The sequence below is a fragment of the Enterobacter sp. Cy-643 genome (assembly GCF_011752815.1).
Lineage (GTDB): Bacteria > Pseudomonadota > Gammaproteobacteria > Enterobacterales > Enterobacteriaceae > Cedecea.
In genome coordinates, this window is record NZ_VWWV01000005.1 from 104,149 (window position 1) to 120,707 (window position 16,559).

The following is a 16,559-nucleotide window of genomic DNA, read 5'->3' on the forward strand; positions in this document are numbered from 1 at the left end:
TTTTAGGGAGAGGGGATGGTGAGGGTAAAAAAACAAGGAATTACAATGGCTCAAATCGACCGCCTGCTTGGGATCATGCAGCGTCTGCGTGATCCTCAAAACGGCTGCCCGTGGGATCGCGAACAAACTTTCGCCACCATCGCGCCGTACACGCTCGAAGAAACCTATGAAGTTCTCGACGCCATTAATCGCGAAGACTTTGACGATCTGCGCGGTGAACTGGGTGACTTGCTGTTCCAGGTGGTGTTTTACGCGCAGATGGGGCAGGAAGAAGGGCGCTTTAATTTTGAAGACATTTGCCGGGAGATCGGTGACAAGCTTGAGCGCCGCCACCCGCATATCTTTGCTGACGGTGATGCAGCAACCAGCGGGGAAGTGCTGGCGAAGTGGGAGCAAATCAAAATTGAAGAGCGCGCGCAGAAGGCTCAGCACTCGGCGCTGGACGATATCCCTGAAGCACTGCCGGCGCTCATGCGTGCGCAAAAAATCCAGAAACGCTGCTCAAACGTCGGCTTTGACTGGAAAACCCTCGGCCCGGTGCTGGATAAAGTGCACGAAGAGATCGACGAAGTCATGTTTGAAGCCCAGCAGGCCGTGGTGGACGAGGCAAAGCTGGAAGAAGAAGTGGGTGATTTATTGTTCGCCACCGTCAATCTGGCTCGCCATTTGGGCACCAAAGCTGAGGTGGCGTTACAAAAAGCTAACCGAAAATTCGAGGCTCGTTTCCGAAAAGTGGAGGCGATTGTCGCCGCTCAGGGGTTAACCATGGAGCAGGCCGGGCTGGAAATTATGGAAAAAGCCTGGCAAGAAGTGAAACGCCAGGAAACTGAAATCTAAAGCGTTTTTGCTATCAGCTGCACTTTTTAGCGCTTTTTATTTAACAAGCGATTGATTTGCGTCAAAAACATTTATCACGGAAGGGCTATTTTCTTAGCCTGACTGTGGGGCCGGATTGATTTCCGGGGAACAGAATGAATGTTTGTGGCGCCCATGCTGTTCGGGTATACTACTTTCCCGTCCTGGTTATTCCATCGTCTTTAAACCTAACTTCTCAGGTTCAGCATGACAACGAACTATATTTTTGTGACCGGCGGGGTCGTTTCCTCTCTGGGTAAAGGCATTGCCGCAGCCTCCCTCGCAGCTATTCTTGAAGCCCGTGGCCTCAACGTATCCATCATGAAACTCGATCCGTACATCAACGTCGATCCGGGTACCATGAGCCCTATTCAACATGGGGAAGTGTTCGTTACCGAAGACGGCGCTGAAACCGACCTGGATCTGGGTCACTACGAGCGTTTCATCCGTAACAAGATGAGCCGCCGCAACAACTTCACCACCGGCCGTATCTACTCTGACGTTCTGCGTAAAGAGCGCCGTGGTGACTATCTTGGCGCGACCGTGCAGGTTATCCCGCACATCACCAACGCCATTAAAGAACGTATTCTGGAAGGCGGCGAAGGCCACGACGTGGTGCTGGTTGAAATCGGCGGCACCGTCGGTGACATCGAATCCCTGCCGTTCCTTGAAGCGATTCGTCAGATGGCGGTAGAAGTGGGCCGCGAGCACACGCTCTACATGCATCTGACGCTGGTGCCTTACATGGCCGCAGCCGGTGAAGTGAAAACCAAGCCGACTCAGCACTCCGTAAAAGAACTGCTTTCCATTGGTATCCAGCCAGACGTGCTGATCTGCCGTTCTGACCGCGTTGTACCGGCCAACGAACGTGCGAAGATTGCATTGTTCTGTAACGTTCCAGAGAAAGCGGTAATCTCTCTGAAAGACGTCGATTCTATCTATAAAATTCCAGGCCTGTTGAAATCCCAGGGGCTGGACGATTATATTTGTAAACGATTCAGCTTGAACGCGCCGGAAGCCAATCTGGCAGAATGGGAACAGGTTATCTATGAAGAAGCCAACCCAACGGGCGAAATCACTATCGGTATGGTCGGCAAGTACATTGAACTGCCGGATGCCTATAAGTCGGTGATTGAGGCGCTGAAACACGGCGGGCTGAAAAACCGTCTGACCGTGAACATCAAGCTGATTGATTCACAGGATGTTGAAACCCGTGGCGTTGAGCTGCTGAAAGGTCTGGATGCGATTCTGATCCCTGGCGGCTTCGGCTACCGCGGCGTTGAAGGCAAGATTGCCACCGCGCGCTATGCCCGTGAAAACAACATCCCGTACCTCGGCATTTGCCTGGGTATGCAGGTTGCGCTTATCGAGTTCGCCCGTAACGTGGCGGGCATGGATAACGCCAACTCCACTGAATTTGTGCCAGACTGTAAGTACCCTGTGGTGGCGTTGATCACCGAGTGGCGCGATGAAGAAGGCAATGTTGAAGTGCGCAGCGAGAAGAGCGATCTGGGCGGCACCATGCGCCTCGGCGGCCAGCAGTGCCAGCTGACCGACGGTAGCCTGGTTCGCCAGATGTACGGTGAGCCAACTATTGTTGAACGCCATCGCCATCGCTACGAAGTCAACAACATGCTGCTGAAACCGATTGAAGCAGCTGGTTTACGTGTTGCAGGTCGTTCCGGCGATGACCAACTGGTAGAAATCATTGAGGTGCCAAACCATCCATGGTTTGTTGCCTGCCAGTTCCACCCGGAATTCACTTCGACTCCGCGTGACGGGCACCCACTGTTTGCAGGCTTCGTGAAAGCCGCCGGTGAGTACCAGAAACGCCAGGCGAAGTAAGCAGAGTTAGAACGGCAACGCGCGACATTTTCGCGCGTTGTTTGTCTGGAGTTTTAGTTTAACGTTGTGACTTGAGGAAAACCTACTATGTCCAAAATTGTGAAAGTGATCGGTCGTGAAATCATCGACTCCCGCGGTAACCCGACTGTTGAAGCCGAAGTTCACCTGGAAGGCGGTTTCGTTGGTCTGGCAGCTGCACCATCAGGTGCTTCTACCGGTTCCCGTGAAGCTCTGGAACTGCGCGATGGCGACAAATCTCGTTTCATGGGTAAAGGCGTACTGAAAGCTGTTGCTGCGGTTAACGGCCCGATCGCTGAAGCTGTGATTGGCAAAGATGCTAAAGACCAGGCTAACATCGATAAGATCATGATCGATCTGGATGGCACCGAGAACAAATCCAAGTTTGGCGCAAACGCCATTCTGGCTGTTTCCCTGGCTGCTGCTAAAGCTGCTGCTGCCTCTAAAGGCCTGCCGCTTTACGCTCACATCGCTGAACTGAACGGCACCCCAGGCAAATTCTCTATGCCTCTGCCAATGATGAACATCATCAACGGCGGCGAGCACGCTGACAACAACGTTGATATCCAGGAATTCATGATTCAGCCTGTTGGCGCGAAAACCCTGAAAGAAGCGGTACGTATCGGTTCTGAAGTGTTCCACAACCTGGCAAAAGTGCTGAAGTCCAAAGGCATGAACACTGCTGTGGGTGACGAAGGTGGCTACGCGCCTAACCTGGGTTCCAACGCAGAAGCACTGGCTGTTATCGCTGAAGCGGTTAAAGCAGCAGGCTACGAGCTGGGCAAAGATGTTACCCTGGCAATGGACTGTGCAGCGTCTGAGTTCTATAAAGACGGCAAATACGTTCTGGCTGGCGAAGGCAACAAAGCGTTCACCTCTGAAGAGTTCACTCACTTCCTGGAAAACCTGACCAAAGATTACCCAATCGTTTCTATCGAAGACGGTCTGGACGAATCTGACTGGGCTGGTTTCGCATACCAGACCAAAGTGCTGGGCGACAAAATCCAGCTGGTTGGTGACGATCTGTTCGTAACCAACACCAAGATCCTGAAAGAAGGTATCGAAAAAGGCATCGTTAACTCCATCCTGATCAAATTCAACCAGATCGGTTCCCTGACCGAAACTCTGGCTGCGATCAAAATGGCGAAAGACGCTGGCTACACTGCGGTTATCTCTCACCGTTCTGGTGAAACCGAAGATGCAACCATCGCTGACCTGGCTGTGGGCACCGCTGCTGGCCAGATCAAAACCGGTTCTATGAGCCGTTCTGACCGTGTTGCTAAGTACAACCAGCTGATTCGTATCGAAGAAGCACTGGCTGCACAGGGCACCCCAGCACCGTTCAACGGTCTGAAAGAAGTTAAAGGCCAGTAAGTTCTTACTGCTGCTTTAGACTTTGAAAAACCCGCTTCGGCGGGTTTTTTTTCGTCTTTGGTTTGAGCGGAATGAAGCAGGCCGGGAAGATCCCGGCCTTCAGGCTGATGACAGACCTCATGCGGATAAAATTCTGCTTTTACAGCGAGCGGATCACTTCGCGCAGCAGCCGGACCCGGGGTTCGATGCTGTCCAGTTCCAGATATTCGGAAGGGGAATGGAATCCGGCGCCGACAGGGCCAAATCCATCCAGGGAAGGCACACCAAGGGCCGCCGTGTGGTTGGCGTCTGAGCCGCCACCGACAGCCTGCCAGCGGACTTCCACATCGACAGCCTCACCGGCTTTTTCCACCAGCTTCATCAGCTTTTCCGTTTCGGCGGAAGGTGACATTGCGGGCGTTTGCGCCTGTTGTTCGACGGTGGTTAACACATCTGGCTCGAACTGAAGATGGCTGAACGACTGAATGGCCTCGTTGACCCGTCGAAATTCATCGTTATCATTGAAGCGGAGATCGACAATCATCTCCGCGCGATCCGCCACGATATTCGCCCCGACGCCGCCGGAAATCACACCGGTGTTCAGCGTGGTACCTTTCGTGATATCGGCCAGATCGCTGATTGCCAGCACCGCGTGAGCGAGCGCTTTCACCGCAGAACGGCCTTTTTCCGGATCGTTACCCGCATGGGCAGCGACGCCTTTAAAAGCCAGGCGGTAACGGGCCATGCCTTTTCTGGCTTTCACCAGAGAGCCATCGGCTCTTGCCGCTTCGCACACCAGCACGCAGCGGCTGCGTTTTGCTATGCCGCCTATCCATTCGTGCGAATGGGCTGAGCCAGTTTCTTCATCCGGGTTCATGGCCACGGCGATAGCCAACCGCTCAAGGTCGGCTTTGTCCAGGCCGCGTAAAGCCCAAAGAATAGATAACAACCCGCTTTTCATGTCTGACACGCCAGGCCCATAGGCGCGGTCGCCTTCAAGGCTGAAAGGGCGTTCTGAGACGGTTCCCGGCGGGAATACGGTATCCATGTGCCCCACCAGCAAAACGTCGTATTCTGCGGCGTCAGGTTTATTCGTGGCAAACAAACCCGGCCCCACTTTGTTCCCCAAGTCAACGCTGTCACAGTGCCAGTTTTCTGACAGGTACCATTGTTGAAAAATACGGCTGACTTCTTCCACACCCGCAAGGGTGGCGGTGCCGCAGTCGATATTCACGACGCTTTTTAACTCTTGAAGATACTGTTTCAGATCCATGGTTACTCCAGAATAAGCACGCGCATGATCAGCATGGCGCAAAATGCGTTGAGTACGGAAAGGGCTATCATCAGCGGAATGCGTTTTGCCGGAATACCGACCACGCCGAGAATACGCCCGGCGTACTGCACCTGTGAGCCCATCAAATAGATTGCTGGCGCGAGAATGGCCAGATGTTCGCCGCTGAGGATCCCTTTTTCAAACAGGCTGATAGCGACGCCTACGCCGCCGCCCATCGACATCCAGCCGCCGATAAGCACCGCTGCGGCTTCACCCGGCAGCCCAAAGAGTTTCATCACCGGGCCAAACAACCACGCCATGCCCTGCAGCGCGCCCGTCAGCTCGAGCGCATAGATAATAATGAATGCCATCAACACATTAGGCAGCGTGCTGGTTGTGGCTATGTTCCAGCCTTTGCGCGCGCCCGCCACAAAGACATCGGTGATCATCGGTTTTGCGGCATCAGCCATGCTGCACCTCCGTTTTTGTTTTCCGCTCGGTAACGTTCAGGATCAGGCGCATCATGTTTGCCCCGACGATTTTCATAATGAACATCACGGCGACGCACATGCCGATAGAGCTTGGCACGGCCTGGCTGCCGTCAACGGCGATCAGCGTGAAGAGCACGGCTCCGGAAGAGAAAAAGTTGGTGATCATGGCGCCGGCGGAAAACTGGAACATGGTGAACACCGTTTTTTCTTTTTCGGTTATCTGGCCTTCATCGGCAAGCACGCGTGTGAGCGATGCGCCAACGTCGGTACTTTGCAGGCTGCCGATTAGCGCAAGACCCGTGGCACCGGGAATGCCCATCAGGGGCCGAAGCAGAGGGGTCAGCAGTTTTCTTGCAGCACTCAGCGCGCCGTAGTGTTCCAGCACGTTAATCATGCCCAGCGCAAACATCACGGCAGGAATGAGGCCGAAAGCAAAAAGAAAACCGTCCATTGCGCCATACCCGCCGTTGCCGCGGAAGGCGCTTTTGGCGACATCCAGCGATTCTCCGGCGGGATTCACGCCGCTGACAACTTTGCCGAAGGCACCGTTTAGCGTGGTGAAGTCAAACACCCCGTACCAGTTTTTTCCACCCAGCAGGCCAGAGAAAAAGACCATCGCAAACAGCAGGCTAAACCAGGCTGCGGGCCCAACTCTTTGTTGTCCGGGAACAGAGGAATCAACCATTTATCATTTCCTTATGTGATTTCATGGGGAAAGCCAGAGGGATGCTAGAAGTTAGCAATACGTGCTGTTATGACGGCGATCAACATGAGCAGCGAACGTTTAATCACCTTAAGAAAGTTGAGAGCTGGCACACAGTAACCGTGAAAACGGAGGTTCTATGCGCGGTATGGGCATCAGGCACCGCCGTGGCGCAGCCGCTTTCGCATGATCTCCATCGCCAGTTCTGCGATAATTACTTTTTGTGACTATGACTGAGATGATTATGCAGTACCCGATTAACGAGATGTTCCAGACCCTGCAAGGGGAAGGCTATTTTACCGGCGTGCCCGCCATTTTTATTCGCCTGCAGGGTTGCCCGGTAGGCTGCGCCTGGTGCGATACCAAACATACCTGGGATAAGCTCGCGGATCGTGAAGTGTCGCTGTTCAGCATCCTGGCCAAAACTAAAGAAAGTGATAAATGGGGTGCGGCAAGCGCCGAAGATCTGTTGGCCGTTATTGGCCGTCAGGGCTATACCGCGCGGCATGTGGTGATCACTGGCGGTGAGCCGTGCATTCATGACCTCACGCCGCTGACGGATTTACTTGAGAAAAACGGGTTTAGCTGCCAGATAGAAACCAGCGGCACGCACGAAGTGCGCTGTACGGCAAATACCTGGGTGACGGTGTCTCCGAAGGTGAATATGCGCGGCGGATACGACATTCTCTCCCAGGCGCTGGACCGTGCGGATGAAATTAAGCATCCGGTCGGGCGAATGCGTGACGTCGAAGCGCTGGACGAACTGCTGGCTACGCTGACGGATGAGAAAAGCCGCATCATCGCGTTGCAGCCGATCAGCCAAAAAGAGGACGCGACGCGCCTGTGCATCGAAACCTGCATCGCGCGCAACTGGCGCCTGTCGATGCAGACGCACAAGTATTTGAATATTGCCTGATGAGCAAAGCCGGGTGTAGCTATCACACCCGGCGCAAACAGTTAGTTAAGCGTTGGACCAGCTTTGAATTGAGTCCGTGTTATCTAACTCCCCGTGCATCACCTGATACGATTTTTTCAAAATAACGTCAGTATGCTGCGTTAACTCTCTGAAAATGCCTTTGTTTAGCGCCTCATAGCGTTTAGCGTTGTTTTCTATCGGCATAAACACATCTTTGACCCGCACCATTTTTTCGACGGCGGTTTCATAGCTGGTATACAGCCCCAGCCCGACGGCGGTGTTGATTGCCGCCCCCAGACTTGCGCAACCGTTAATCGCGTTACGCCTGATCGGCAGATTGAACACGTCGGCAAAGATCTGCATAAACAGATCGCTGTTGGAGCCACCGCCGGTGATGATCACATGTTTAGCAAAGTGGTCCATCTCATGGCACATATTGTCGTAGTTGTTTTTCAGCGTCAGGGCGATGCTTTCGAGGATCGAACGGTAAATCCAGGCGTAGTCCATGCTGGAATCAAAACCTATCATGATCCCGCGCTTGAACGGCTCCCACGGGTTGGTCAGCCAGTCCAGCACGGTCATCAGGCCGTTGCAGCCCGGCGGCACCAGTGCCGCTTTCTTGTTCAGCAACTCTTCCGGGGAAAGGTTTTGCGCTTTGGCATCCTGGATCAGCGACTCGCCAAGCATGTCCCGCAGCCAGCTTACCGTCCACATTCCTTTGCGGATGCCGTAGCCTTCATACAGCAGCGTTTCAGGAATAGATGACATAATGGGCCAGTAGGCCGCCGGGGCTTTCGGCAGCGCTTTGCCGTTCATCATCAGCGCGATATAGGTGCCGAGGGATATCACCGCCGTTTCATCATCCAGCAGCCCGGCCCCAAGCGCTTCTACCGGCTTATCGCTGGTGGTACAAACCACCGGTAATCCGACCGGGAAGCCCGTAGCCTTCGCCGCGTTTTCGGTAAGATGACCAATGACCGTGCCCGGCATCTGAACATCAAACAGCATGGTGCGCGGAATATTAAATTTCTTCAGCACTTCGCCGTCGTCGCTCCATGACCACGTTTTGTAGTCCACGGGCCACTGGCCAAAATAGTTGGCGATATTGTCTTTAAACTCGCCGGTTAAGCGGTGAGACAGGTATCCCGAGAAAGAGGTAACCCAGGCGACATCAGGATTTGTGTGCTCGTAGGGACGGGTGACGCGGGCATCCTGCCAGCTGATCAGCGGCTCAGCCGGTGTGCCGTCGGCCTTTAATAGGGCGCGGCAGCAGCGTATGGAGCCGAGACCAATCCCGACGATAGCGTTCTTGTCGCCCGTGAAGTGGCTCATTAAATCCTGCCCGGCGCGGCACAGCGAGTCCCACAGGTCGTCGTCAGGGTGCTCGGCGGTATCCGCGTCCGGCGTGTACATCGGCTGAAGCTGCCCCTTGCCTTCGCAGATGATATTGCCTGCCAGATCGTACATCACGACTTTTGTACTCTGGCTCCCACCATCAATCCCAATGATGTATTGCTTCGACATTGCCTTTCTCCTTCAATTTTCCCTCATCACTCGCCCGTAGCGGCCAGCGATGCCAATTTTTTCTGTGCGACGTCGGCGGCGTGAATTTTGCGAATCAGCAAAAAGGCAAACACGATGACCATGCACAGCGCGGCTAATCCCATCAGCCACATGTTGCGGTAGGCTTCCTCAGCCGGCAGGCTGTCCTGCCAGTGGCCGACAAGCGGGTACACGAATACGTCCGGCAAGAAGCCGATGACCGAACAGATACCCACGGTGGTTCCCATAATATAGGGCGGTGTTCTCGCTTCGCCGGGGCAGGCCCAGTAGAGCCCGCGTGAGGCGTAACAGGTGAAGCCCAGCAGCAAAATAAGCCCAATGCCCATGGCAACGGACTGAGGATTGGAATTTGTCGCCAGTAGCGCAATCAACGCAACTGCCCCGACAATCGACAGTAGCTGCACCACGCGAGTGGGCGATTTGATTCTGCTGTAGGTCGTAATAATGCCGCCCAGCGGGCCACAAACGGCGCGAAATATTTTATTTATTACGATGCCCATGTAGCTGGCGGCCACCAGCGACATGCCGTACATCTCGGTCAGGTAGTTGGTGGAATAGCTCAGGATGGCATAAATGGTGTAAACTCCGAAGATCACCATACTGCAATACCAGGTGGTACTTATCCGTAAAACGGACAGGATATCTTTGAGCTGGAAGGCCGGCTTTTTGGCTTCTTGAGTATCCACCGTACGGCCAGTAAAGCCGTCGCTAACAAAGAACCAGCAAAGCACGCCGAGCGCAATATAAACGCCGCTGTAGATAAGAATAACGGCTTTAAGGCTGTTAGCATCTTCCGGTGCGAAGCGCGAGAACACCCACATAGTAAACACCGCCAGCGCCATCACGCCGACGCCGCGCAGGCCTTCCATCCAGCCCATGATTTTCCCCTGTTCGCTATGATCGCCCAACAGGGAAGCAGCTTTAATGGAGACCGACCACAGCATCAGAATGGTGGTCACGGCGAAGGCGACCTGAATGACGATCATCACCCACAGCGGCGGGTAGAAAGCCATCACAATTCCCAACAGGCCGGTGGCAATCATCGCCAGCGTCATCATTACGCGGTGAGAAAACTTATCAGCAATAATTCCACTCGGCGCATAAAGGAGAATTGCGGTTATTCCGAAAGTACTCATAATTAAGCCTATTTCGGTATTGCTAAACCCCATAAATTTTGCCATGGGAATTTGATAAATATACCTTAAATAAGCAAGGTCAAAACTTACACCACCACTGATACTTATTATTGCCAGCGTTAGCCAGCGACGAAAATTTGAATCACGCATGGTGTGCTCTCAGTAATCAGGATTGTTAAAGACAAAAAAAGAGAAAAGTAACCAATCCCTTTTTAAGGGCTGATTACTTTTCTCATGGGCTCTAGTAATTGCGGAGATTATTAACATGCAGAGTGATTTTTTAGTGTGAGAAATATCACGATATTGGTTTTAGTGGTGAATTATTTAGCGATAAAACCTTCCTGTTAATAAGTTGTGAGATTGATCACATAACATGCCACGTTGCTGTGATACTTATTTTAGCCAGTTACTAGAGACGATGAGAAAAGTAACTTCCCTTTCGGGGGGAGCTTGCTTTTCTCATTTTTTTTGCGTTTAAAAAATTTAAGGAGTTCATCATGTCGCTCAGCGCACTCAACGAATTCTCACTGGACTTCTTCTCGCTCAAAGGGAAGACGGCGATTGTCACCGGCGGTAACAGCGGGCTGGGCCAGGCGTTCGCCATGGCGCTGGCTAAGGCCGGGGCAAATGTGTTTATTCCAACGGTGGTGGAAGAGAAAGGCGAAACGCGCCAACTTATTGAACAACAAGGCGTAAAAGTCGCGTTTATGACCGTGGATATCACGGAGAAAGGTGCCCCGGCTCAGGTCATCGCCCAGTGCCTGGAAACCTTTGGTTCGGTGGATATTCTGGTCAACAACGCCGGGATCTGTAAGCTCAACAAGGTGCTGGACTTCGGCCGCGCCGACTGGGATCCGATGATAAATATAAACCTTACCGCGGCGTTCGAATTAAGCCACGAAGCGGCCAAAGTGATGATCCCGCAAAAGCACGGAAAAATCATTAATATCTGTTCGTTATTTTCTTATCTTGGCGGCCAGTGGTCTCCGGCTTATTCCGCCACAAAACATGCGCTGGCCGGTTTAACGAAAGCGTATTGTGATGAATTAGGTCAATATAATATTCAGGTGAACGGTATTGCACCTGGTTATTATGCTACCGATATTACTACCGAAACGCGTAAAAACCCGGAAACCAATAAACGCGTACTTGATCATATTCCAGCCAACCGCTGGGGTGAAACTCAGGATCTTATGGGGGCAATGGTTTATTTATCCAGCCGTGCTTCAGATTATGTTAATGGTCATTTGTTAGTCGTTGATGGTGGTTATTTAGTCAGGTAATTCTTGCAGGGTGGTTCCTGCTTTCTCTTATTTATATCCGTATTCCCTTATTTGTCAGGAAGGAGTTGTCATGTCTTTATCTCGCGAAGCAATTGTGGATCAATTGAAAGAAATTGTTGGTCCGCAGCAGGTTATTACCGATGAAAAAGTATTGCAGAAAAACAGTATCGACCGCTTCAGAAAATATGCGGATATTCATGGCGTGTACACTCAGCCGCTGCCGGCCGCGGTGGTGAAGCTGCAAAGCACTGAGCAAGTCTCCAGCGTGCTGGCGTTTCTGAACAGCAATCACATCACCTGTATTCCGCGTACCGGCGCTTCCGCAACGGAAGGCGGCCTGGAAGCGGTGGTGAAAAACTCCGTGGTGCTGGACGGCTCCGGGCTGAACAAGATTGTCGATATCGATATTGAAAACATGCAGGCCACCGCCCAGTGCGGCGTGCCGCTGGAAGTGCTGGAAGATGCCCTGCGGGCAAAAGGCTACACGACCGGCCACTCCCCACAGTCAAAACCGCTGGCACAAATGGGGGGCCTTGTGGCAACCCGCAGTATCGGGCAGTTCTCAACCCTGTACGGGGCGATTGAAGACATGGTGGTTGGCCTGGAGGCCGTGTTCCCGGACGGCAGCATCACGCGCATTAAAAACGTGCCGCGCCGTGCCGCTGGCCCGGACATTCGCCACGTGATCATCGGCAACGAAGGGGCGCTTTGCTACATCACCGAAGTGACGGTAAAAATCTTCAAATATATGCCGGAAAACAACCTGTTCTACGGCTACATCCTCGACAACATGAAAACGGGCTTCAACATCCTGCGTGAAGTGATGGTGGAAGGCTACCGTCCGTCGATTGCCCGCCTGTATGACGCCGAAGATGGCACCCAGCACTTCACCCATTTTGCCGACGGCAAATGCGTGCTGATCTTTATGGCAGAAGGCTCTAAGCGCCTGGCTGAAGCGACCGGCGCGGGTATCGAAGAAATTGTTGCCCGCTATCCGGAATGTAAGAAGGTGGACAGCAAGCTGATTGAAACCTGGTTCAACAACCTGAACTGGGGGCCGGAGAAAGTGGCTGCCGAGCGCGTGCAGATCCTGAAAACCGGCAATATGGGCTTTACCACGGAAGTTTCCGGCAGTTGGAGCTGCATTGATGAGATTTATCACAATGTGATTGAGCGCATTCGCAATGAGTTCCCACATGCAGGTGATATCACTATGCTGGGCGGCCACTCTTCCCACAGCTACATCAACGGCACCAACATGTACTTTGTGTACGACTACAACGTAGTGGACTGCAAGCCGGAAGAGGAGATCGACAAGTACCACAACCCGCTGAACAAAATTATCGTGGAAGAGACGATTCGTCTCGGTGGCTCGATGGTGCACCACCACGGGATCGGTAAACACCGCGTGCACTGGTCTAAGCTGGAGCACGGTACCGCCTGGCCAATCATGCAGGGCCTGAAAGATCAGTACGATCCGAACGGCATCATGAACACAGGCACGATTTGGCCGATTGAAAAATAACCGTACAGGTCGGCTCTCAGGAGCCGACCTCTTCATTTACGGATCGACAAAGGAATCAGTATGCTCGCCGAACCGGTTCGTATGGATGACCTGCCGCTCAATCGCTTTCATTTACGCATTGCCGGGCTGACCTTTGGCGCTCACCTGACTGACGGCTACGTGCTGGGCGTGATTGGCTTTGCGCTGGTGATGATTACGCCGCAAATGAGCCTGACGCCGCTTCAGGAAGGGTTAGTGGGCGGCTCGGCGCTGTTTGGGCTTTTTCTTGGCAGCCTGGTATTGGGCTGGATCTCCGATCACATTGGCCGCCAGAAAATTTTCAACTTCAGCTTTGTGCTCATCACGCTGGCCTCTTTTTTACAATTTTTCGTCAGCAACGTAGAGCAGCTGATTCTGCTGCGAGTGCTGATTGGCATCGGACTCGGCGGTGACTACTCCGTGGGCCACACCATGCTGGCCGAATTTTCCCCACGCAAACATCGCGGCGTGCTGCTCGGTGCGTTTAGCGTGGTCTGGACGCTGGGCTATGTGCTGGCGAGCCTGATTGGCCATCTGATGGTGGAAAGCGGGCCGGATGCCTGGCGCTGGCTGCTGGCTTCTGCCGCATTGCCTGCGTTATTAATCACTTTCTTGCGCTGGGGCACCCCGGAATCTCCTCGCTGGCTGCTACGCCAGGGGCGCGTGTCCGAGGCGCATCAGATTGTGCGCCGCTGCTTTGGCGAACATGTTGTTATTAGCGATGAGATTGCGGTGCCTACCTCCCGCCATCTCCGCACGTTGTTTTCCGAACAATACTGGCGACGTACCGCCTTCAATAGCCTGTTCTTTGTTTGCCTGGTGATCCCGTGGTTTGCAATTTACACCTGGCTGCCGTCCATTACGGGGCTGCTGGGCATGAAGGATGGTCTGACCGCCAGCCTGCTGCTGAATATGGTGTTGGTGATAGGGGCAATTGCAGGCCTTGTGCTGACCCATCGCTGTTCAAGACGCGGCTTCCTGATCGGCGGTTTTCTGGTGCTGTTCTTCAGCCTTACCGCGCTGGCGCTGGTGCCGGAACAACACGGCACCCTCATCCTGCTGCTGTTCTTTGTTTTTACGCTGACCATTTCGGCGGTCAGCAACCTGGTCGGCGTTCTCCCCGCTGAGAGTTTCCCGACGGATATTCGCTCGCTGGGCGTAGGGTTTGCGACGTCGATGAGCCGCCTGGGTTCGGCAATTAGCACCGGACTGCTGCCGGTGGCGCTGGTCTCCTTCGGGGTGCAAAACACCATGCTGTTGCTGAGCGCGGTTCTGATGCTGGGCCTGCTGGTTTCCGTCTTCTGGGCGCCGGAAACGCGAAACATGAGCCTTGTGGCCGCGTCCGGAAATAAAGAGCAGCCGCCGGGAGTGAATCATGAACATTCTGTTAGCCTTTAAGGCCGAGCCAGACCTCGCCATGCTGGCGGAAAAAGACTGGCTGGCCGCCGGGCAGGGCAGCCTTAATACGGCGATAACGCGTCCTTGCCTGGGGGAAGATGAGTCTGCTGCCGGTGAGATATTACTGCGTCAGGCTGAAGGCCTGAGCCTTACCGCCTTAAGCATTGGTCACGAGCGAGCGGACAACTTTCTTCGCCAGTTCAAAGCGCTGGGGTTCCAACGGGCCGTGCGGCTGCAGCCGGATGACGAGCTGACTTTTTCTCCCGCCTCAGTGGCTGCTTTACTTGCCGCATGGCAGCAGCAACATTCTCAATCTCTGGTGGTCATGGGCTCACGCAGCGCCGAAGGCAACAGTGGGCAGACGGGGTTTTACCTCGCTGAACAGCTGGGCTGGCCGTGCTTCAGCCGGGTCTATGATTTCAAGCTCGACGCTGAACGGCAGCAGGTTTGCCTGAAACAGCGGCATGGCGCAGGGAAACGCAGCCTGACCGTGCGGCTGCCTGCGGTGCTGATGATTGAAAGCGCTGGCGATTACTGCCTGAGAACGCCTGGCTTGCGGCAAAAGCTGGCGGTGAAAGCGTCGGACGTTGAGGTCTTGCCTGCCAAAGCCCTGGATAATGAGGCGGCAGTTTCTCCTCTGAGAGGACTGGTACACCCTCAGCGGCAGCGCGGCGGCTTAATTATTCAGGGTAGCGATGTGCGAGAAAAGGTCCGCAGCCTTTACCGCGACTGGCTAGGTAAAAGGATGAAATCATGAAAATTGCCCTGGTTCTGCCTGAAGCGAGGCAAGCGTCGGCGCTCAATGAGATAGGGCATTTCATTGCGTGCAGTGAAATGGCACCAGAACATGTCGAAGCCTGGCTGCTGCCGGAGAATGAATGCAGCGAGCCGCTGCTGGAGGGGCTGTATACCCACTTCGTGCCTGCTCCAGTAGACATGCTGTTATTTCCTTCTGGCTGGCAGGGCGCAGAGCTTGCCACCCGGCTGGCTCACCGGCTGCAAGGGGAGGCGTGGAGCGCGATTAACGACGCGGATTTTGCCCGGCAGGTGGTGCGCAAAAACGCCTATGGCGGCGCGCTGGTGGCTGAGCTTCAACTGCACAATAAGCCCTGGTGCCTGAGCGTAGCCGCCGCGCCGGGAGCCAAAACCTGGCAGCCAGAGATCGAGTATGTACCGATTCCCGTGGCAGCACAGAAGCCCGTCTGGCTGGTTGAGTCTGCGGCAATTGCCGATGAAGCCGAATACGGCCTGGCTGACGCCAGGCTTGTGCTGGCGGTGGGACGGGGAGTTGGCAGCCCGCAAGCCATGGCGCAGGTGGAGAAGATTGCCTGCGGGTTGGGCATGGAAACCGGCGCCAGTCGCGAAGCGGTGATGCACGCCTGGTGCAGCATGGACAAGCTGTTGGGAATGTCCGGTACCCAGGTTGCCGCAGACGTTTGTATCGCGGCCGGCGTTTCTGGCGCGCCGGCCTTTATCAGCGGCATTGCCCACAGCCGGTTCATTGTTGCCATCAATAACGATCCGCAGGCGGCGATATTCCGCCATGCCGATGTGGGGATCGTGGATGATTTGCTGCCGGTGCTAACCGAGCTGCAAACCTGCGTCAGGGAAGATATTTAGCCAGCTGCCAGACGCCGGTATTGGTGGTGGAAATCGCCAACGCCCCGGCGCTGAGTGCGTTGTTGGCATCCTCCGCGTCGCACACCAGGCCACCGGCAATCACCGGCAGGTCGATTTTTTCTGTGACCCATTTCATCACTTTCGGCATACATCCCGGCAGGATTTCGATGCAGTCCGGGTTCGACTGGGCCACCTGTTTATCGATGTTGTGGTAAGAGATGGAATCGACGATAAACAGCCGGTGAATAGCAAAGAACCCCTGCGCCCTGGCCGCTTTCACCATTGGCGCTTTGGTGCTGATCACGCCGTCGGCCTGGGTCACCAGTTTCAGAAAGTTAATCACAATCTCTTTATTCGATGTCCCTTCCAGTAAATCGACGTGCACCAGCGCGTATTTATTCGCCTTCTTAATTTGCTGCACGATGCCGGTAATGGTGCAGATATTGCCGTACAGCACGGAAATCACCTGGCAGTCGGATTCCAGCGCCAGCTGCAGGCTCTGGTTATCTTTTACCGCTGCAATCAGCGGGTGTTGCTTGAGTAGGGACATCAGGGACACGGC

Annotated in this window: 15 protein-coding genes; 9 read left to right on the forward strand and 6 right to left on the reverse strand. The window is 54.2% G+C overall.

The annotated features are described in order from the left end of the window. Positions 1-45: 45 nt before the first annotated feature. The 3 genes from mazG (at position 46) to eno (ending at position 4,092) form a co-directional block, all read left to right on the forward strand. Positions 46-837: a nucleoside triphosphate pyrophosphohydrolase gene (mazG, locus tag F3J29_RS18390; RefSeq protein ID WP_166868253.1), complete on the forward strand. Its 792-nt coding sequence runs from the start codon at positions 46-48 to the stop codon at positions 835-837. Between the two features lie 225 nt (positions 838-1,062). After that, positions 1,063-2,700 carry a glutamine hydrolyzing CTP synthase gene (gene pyrG, locus F3J29_RS18395; protein ID WP_008458383.1) on the forward strand — a complete coding sequence of 546 codons (1,638 nt, stop codon included), beginning with the start codon at positions 1,063-1,065 and terminating at the stop codon, positions 2,698-2,700. A gap of 87 nt (positions 2,701-2,787) precedes the next feature. Then, on the forward strand, positions 2,788-4,092 hold the full coding sequence (gene eno / locus F3J29_RS18400) for a phosphopyruvate hydratase (RefSeq protein ID WP_166868255.1): 1,305 nt from the start codon (positions 2,788-2,790) through the stop codon (positions 4,090-4,092). A 139-nt stretch (positions 4,093-4,231) separates the two neighbouring features. Here the strand turns inward: eno and F3J29_RS18405 are convergent, their stop codons facing one another. From F3J29_RS18405 to F3J29_RS18415, 3 genes are read right to left on the reverse strand one after another with little or no spacing between them, the layout of a single operon-like run. Then, positions 4,232-5,344: a M20 family metallopeptidase gene (locus F3J29_RS18405; protein WP_166868256.1), complete on the reverse strand. Its 1,113-nt coding sequence runs from the start codon at positions 5,342-5,344 to the stop codon at positions 4,232-4,234. Between the two features lie 2 nt (positions 5,345-5,346). Continuing rightward, complete coding sequence (locus tag F3J29_RS18410) at positions 5,347-5,814, reverse strand: YjiG family protein (RefSeq protein ID WP_166868258.1); 468 nt, start codon at positions 5,812-5,814, stop codon at positions 5,347-5,349. Continuing rightward, a complete protein-coding gene (locus tag F3J29_RS18415) occupies positions 5,807-6,520 on the reverse strand; it encodes a nucleoside recognition domain-containing protein (RefSeq protein ID WP_166868260.1) in 714 nt (237 codons plus the stop codon). The genes F3J29_RS18410 and F3J29_RS18415 overlap by 8 nt, the downstream gene beginning before the upstream one ends. Before the next feature lie 262 nt (positions 6,521-6,782). On the opposite strand from F3J29_RS18415, the gene queE reads away from it, so the two are divergent. Beyond that, entirely contained in the window at positions 6,783-7,454 is a 672-nt protein-coding gene (gene queE / locus F3J29_RS18420) for a 7-carboxy-7-deazaguanine synthase QueE (protein WP_166868262.1), read from the forward strand. A 45-nt stretch (positions 7,455-7,499) separates the two neighbouring features. Here the strand turns inward: queE and F3J29_RS18425 are convergent, their stop codons facing one another. Together F3J29_RS18425 and F3J29_RS18430 are read right to left on the reverse strand one after the other, a co-directional pair. Then, positions 7,500-8,978 (reverse strand): FGGY-family carbohydrate kinase, encoded by a 1,479-nt coding sequence (locus F3J29_RS18425; RefSeq protein ID WP_166868264.1) that lies wholly within the window; start codon positions 8,976-8,978, stop codon positions 7,500-7,502. Positions 8,979-9,004: 26 nt separating this feature from the next. Further along, positions 9,005-10,303 (reverse strand): MFS transporter, encoded by a 1,299-nt coding sequence (locus F3J29_RS18430; RefSeq protein WP_166868266.1) that lies wholly within the window; start codon positions 10,301-10,303, stop codon positions 9,005-9,007. 347 nt (positions 10,304-10,650) lie between these two features. On the opposite strand from F3J29_RS18430, the gene F3J29_RS18435 reads away from it, so the two are divergent. The 5 genes from F3J29_RS18435 (at position 10,651) to F3J29_RS18455 (ending at position 15,997) form a co-directional block, all read left to right on the forward strand. Continuing rightward, positions 10,651-11,436, forward strand: a complete 786-nt coding sequence (locus F3J29_RS18435) for an SDR family oxidoreductase (protein ID WP_008458368.1) — start codon at positions 10,651-10,653, stop codon at positions 11,434-11,436. 70 nt (positions 11,437-11,506) lie between these two features. Then, entirely contained in the window at positions 11,507-12,961 is a 1,455-nt protein-coding gene (locus tag F3J29_RS18440; protein WP_166868268.1) for an FAD-binding oxidoreductase, read from the forward strand. A gap of 60 nt (positions 12,962-13,021) precedes the next feature. Next, the gene (locus tag F3J29_RS18445) at positions 13,022-14,377 is read left to right on the forward strand and encodes an MFS transporter (RefSeq protein WP_166868271.1); all 1,356 of its coding nucleotides are present in this window, start codon (positions 13,022-13,024) and stop codon (positions 14,375-14,377) included. Beyond that, entirely contained in the window at positions 14,355-15,134 is a 780-nt protein-coding gene (locus F3J29_RS18450; protein ID WP_166868273.1) for an electron transfer flavoprotein subunit beta/FixA family protein, read from the forward strand. The genes F3J29_RS18445 and F3J29_RS18450 overlap by 23 nt, the downstream gene beginning before the upstream one ends. Beyond that, a complete protein-coding gene (locus tag F3J29_RS18455) occupies positions 15,131-15,997 on the forward strand; it encodes an electron transfer flavoprotein subunit alpha/FixB family protein (protein ID WP_166868275.1) in 867 nt (288 codons plus the stop codon). The genes F3J29_RS18450 and F3J29_RS18455 overlap by 4 nt, the downstream gene beginning before the upstream one ends. Here the strand turns inward: F3J29_RS18455 and F3J29_RS18460 are convergent. Then, positions 15,981-16,556: a glycerol-3-phosphate responsive antiterminator gene (locus F3J29_RS18460; RefSeq protein WP_008458359.1), complete on the reverse strand. Its 576-nt coding sequence runs from the start codon at positions 16,554-16,556 to the stop codon at positions 15,981-15,983. The genes F3J29_RS18455 and F3J29_RS18460 overlap by 17 nt on opposite strands. Between the last annotated feature and the right edge of the window lie 3 nt (positions 16,557-16,559).

What these genes read in the sequence shown, in the direction of transcription:
- mazG (WP_166868253.1), top strand. Translation starts at nt 46, where the DNA reads ATGGCTCAAATCGACCGCCTGCTTGGGATCATGCAGCGTCTGCGTGAT.
- pyrG (WP_008458383.1), top strand. Translation starts at nt 1,063, where the DNA reads ATGACAACGAACTATATTTTTGTGACCGGCGGGGTCGTTTCCTCTCTG.
- eno (WP_166868255.1), top strand. Translation starts at nt 2,788, where the DNA reads ATGTCCAAAATTGTGAAAGTGATCGGTCGTGAAATCATCGACTCCCGC.
- F3J29_RS18405 (WP_166868256.1), bottom strand. Translation starts at nt 5,344, where the DNA reads ATGGATCTGAAACAGTATCTTCAAGAGTTAAAAAGCGTCGTGAATATC.
- F3J29_RS18410 (WP_166868258.1), bottom strand. Translation starts at nt 5,814, where the DNA reads ATGGCTGATGCCGCAAAACCGATGATCACCGATGTCTTTGTGGCGGGC.
- F3J29_RS18415 (WP_166868260.1), bottom strand. Translation starts at nt 6,520, where the DNA reads ATGGTTGATTCCTCTGTTCCCGGACAACAAAGAGTTGGGCCCGCAGCC.
- queE (WP_166868262.1), top strand. Translation starts at nt 6,783, where the DNA reads ATGCAGTACCCGATTAACGAGATGTTCCAGACCCTGCAAGGGGAAGGC.
- F3J29_RS18425 (WP_166868264.1), bottom strand. Translation starts at nt 8,978, where the DNA reads ATGTCGAAGCAATACATCATTGGGATTGATGGTGGGAGCCAGAGTACA.
- F3J29_RS18430 (WP_166868266.1), bottom strand. Translation starts at nt 10,303, where the DNA reads ATGCGTGATTCAAATTTTCGTCGCTGGCTAACGCTGGCAATAATAAGT.
- F3J29_RS18435 (WP_008458368.1), top strand. Translation starts at nt 10,651, where the DNA reads ATGTCGCTCAGCGCACTCAACGAATTCTCACTGGACTTCTTCTCGCTC.
- F3J29_RS18440 (WP_166868268.1), top strand. Translation starts at nt 11,507, where the DNA reads ATGTCTTTATCTCGCGAAGCAATTGTGGATCAATTGAAAGAAATTGTT.
- F3J29_RS18445 (WP_166868271.1), top strand. Translation starts at nt 13,022, where the DNA reads ATGCTCGCCGAACCGGTTCGTATGGATGACCTGCCGCTCAATCGCTTT.
- F3J29_RS18450 (WP_166868273.1), top strand. Translation starts at nt 14,355, where the DNA reads ATGAACATTCTGTTAGCCTTTAAGGCCGAGCCAGACCTCGCCATGCTG.
- F3J29_RS18455 (WP_166868275.1), top strand. Translation starts at nt 15,131, where the DNA reads ATGAAAATTGCCCTGGTTCTGCCTGAAGCGAGGCAAGCGTCGGCGCTC.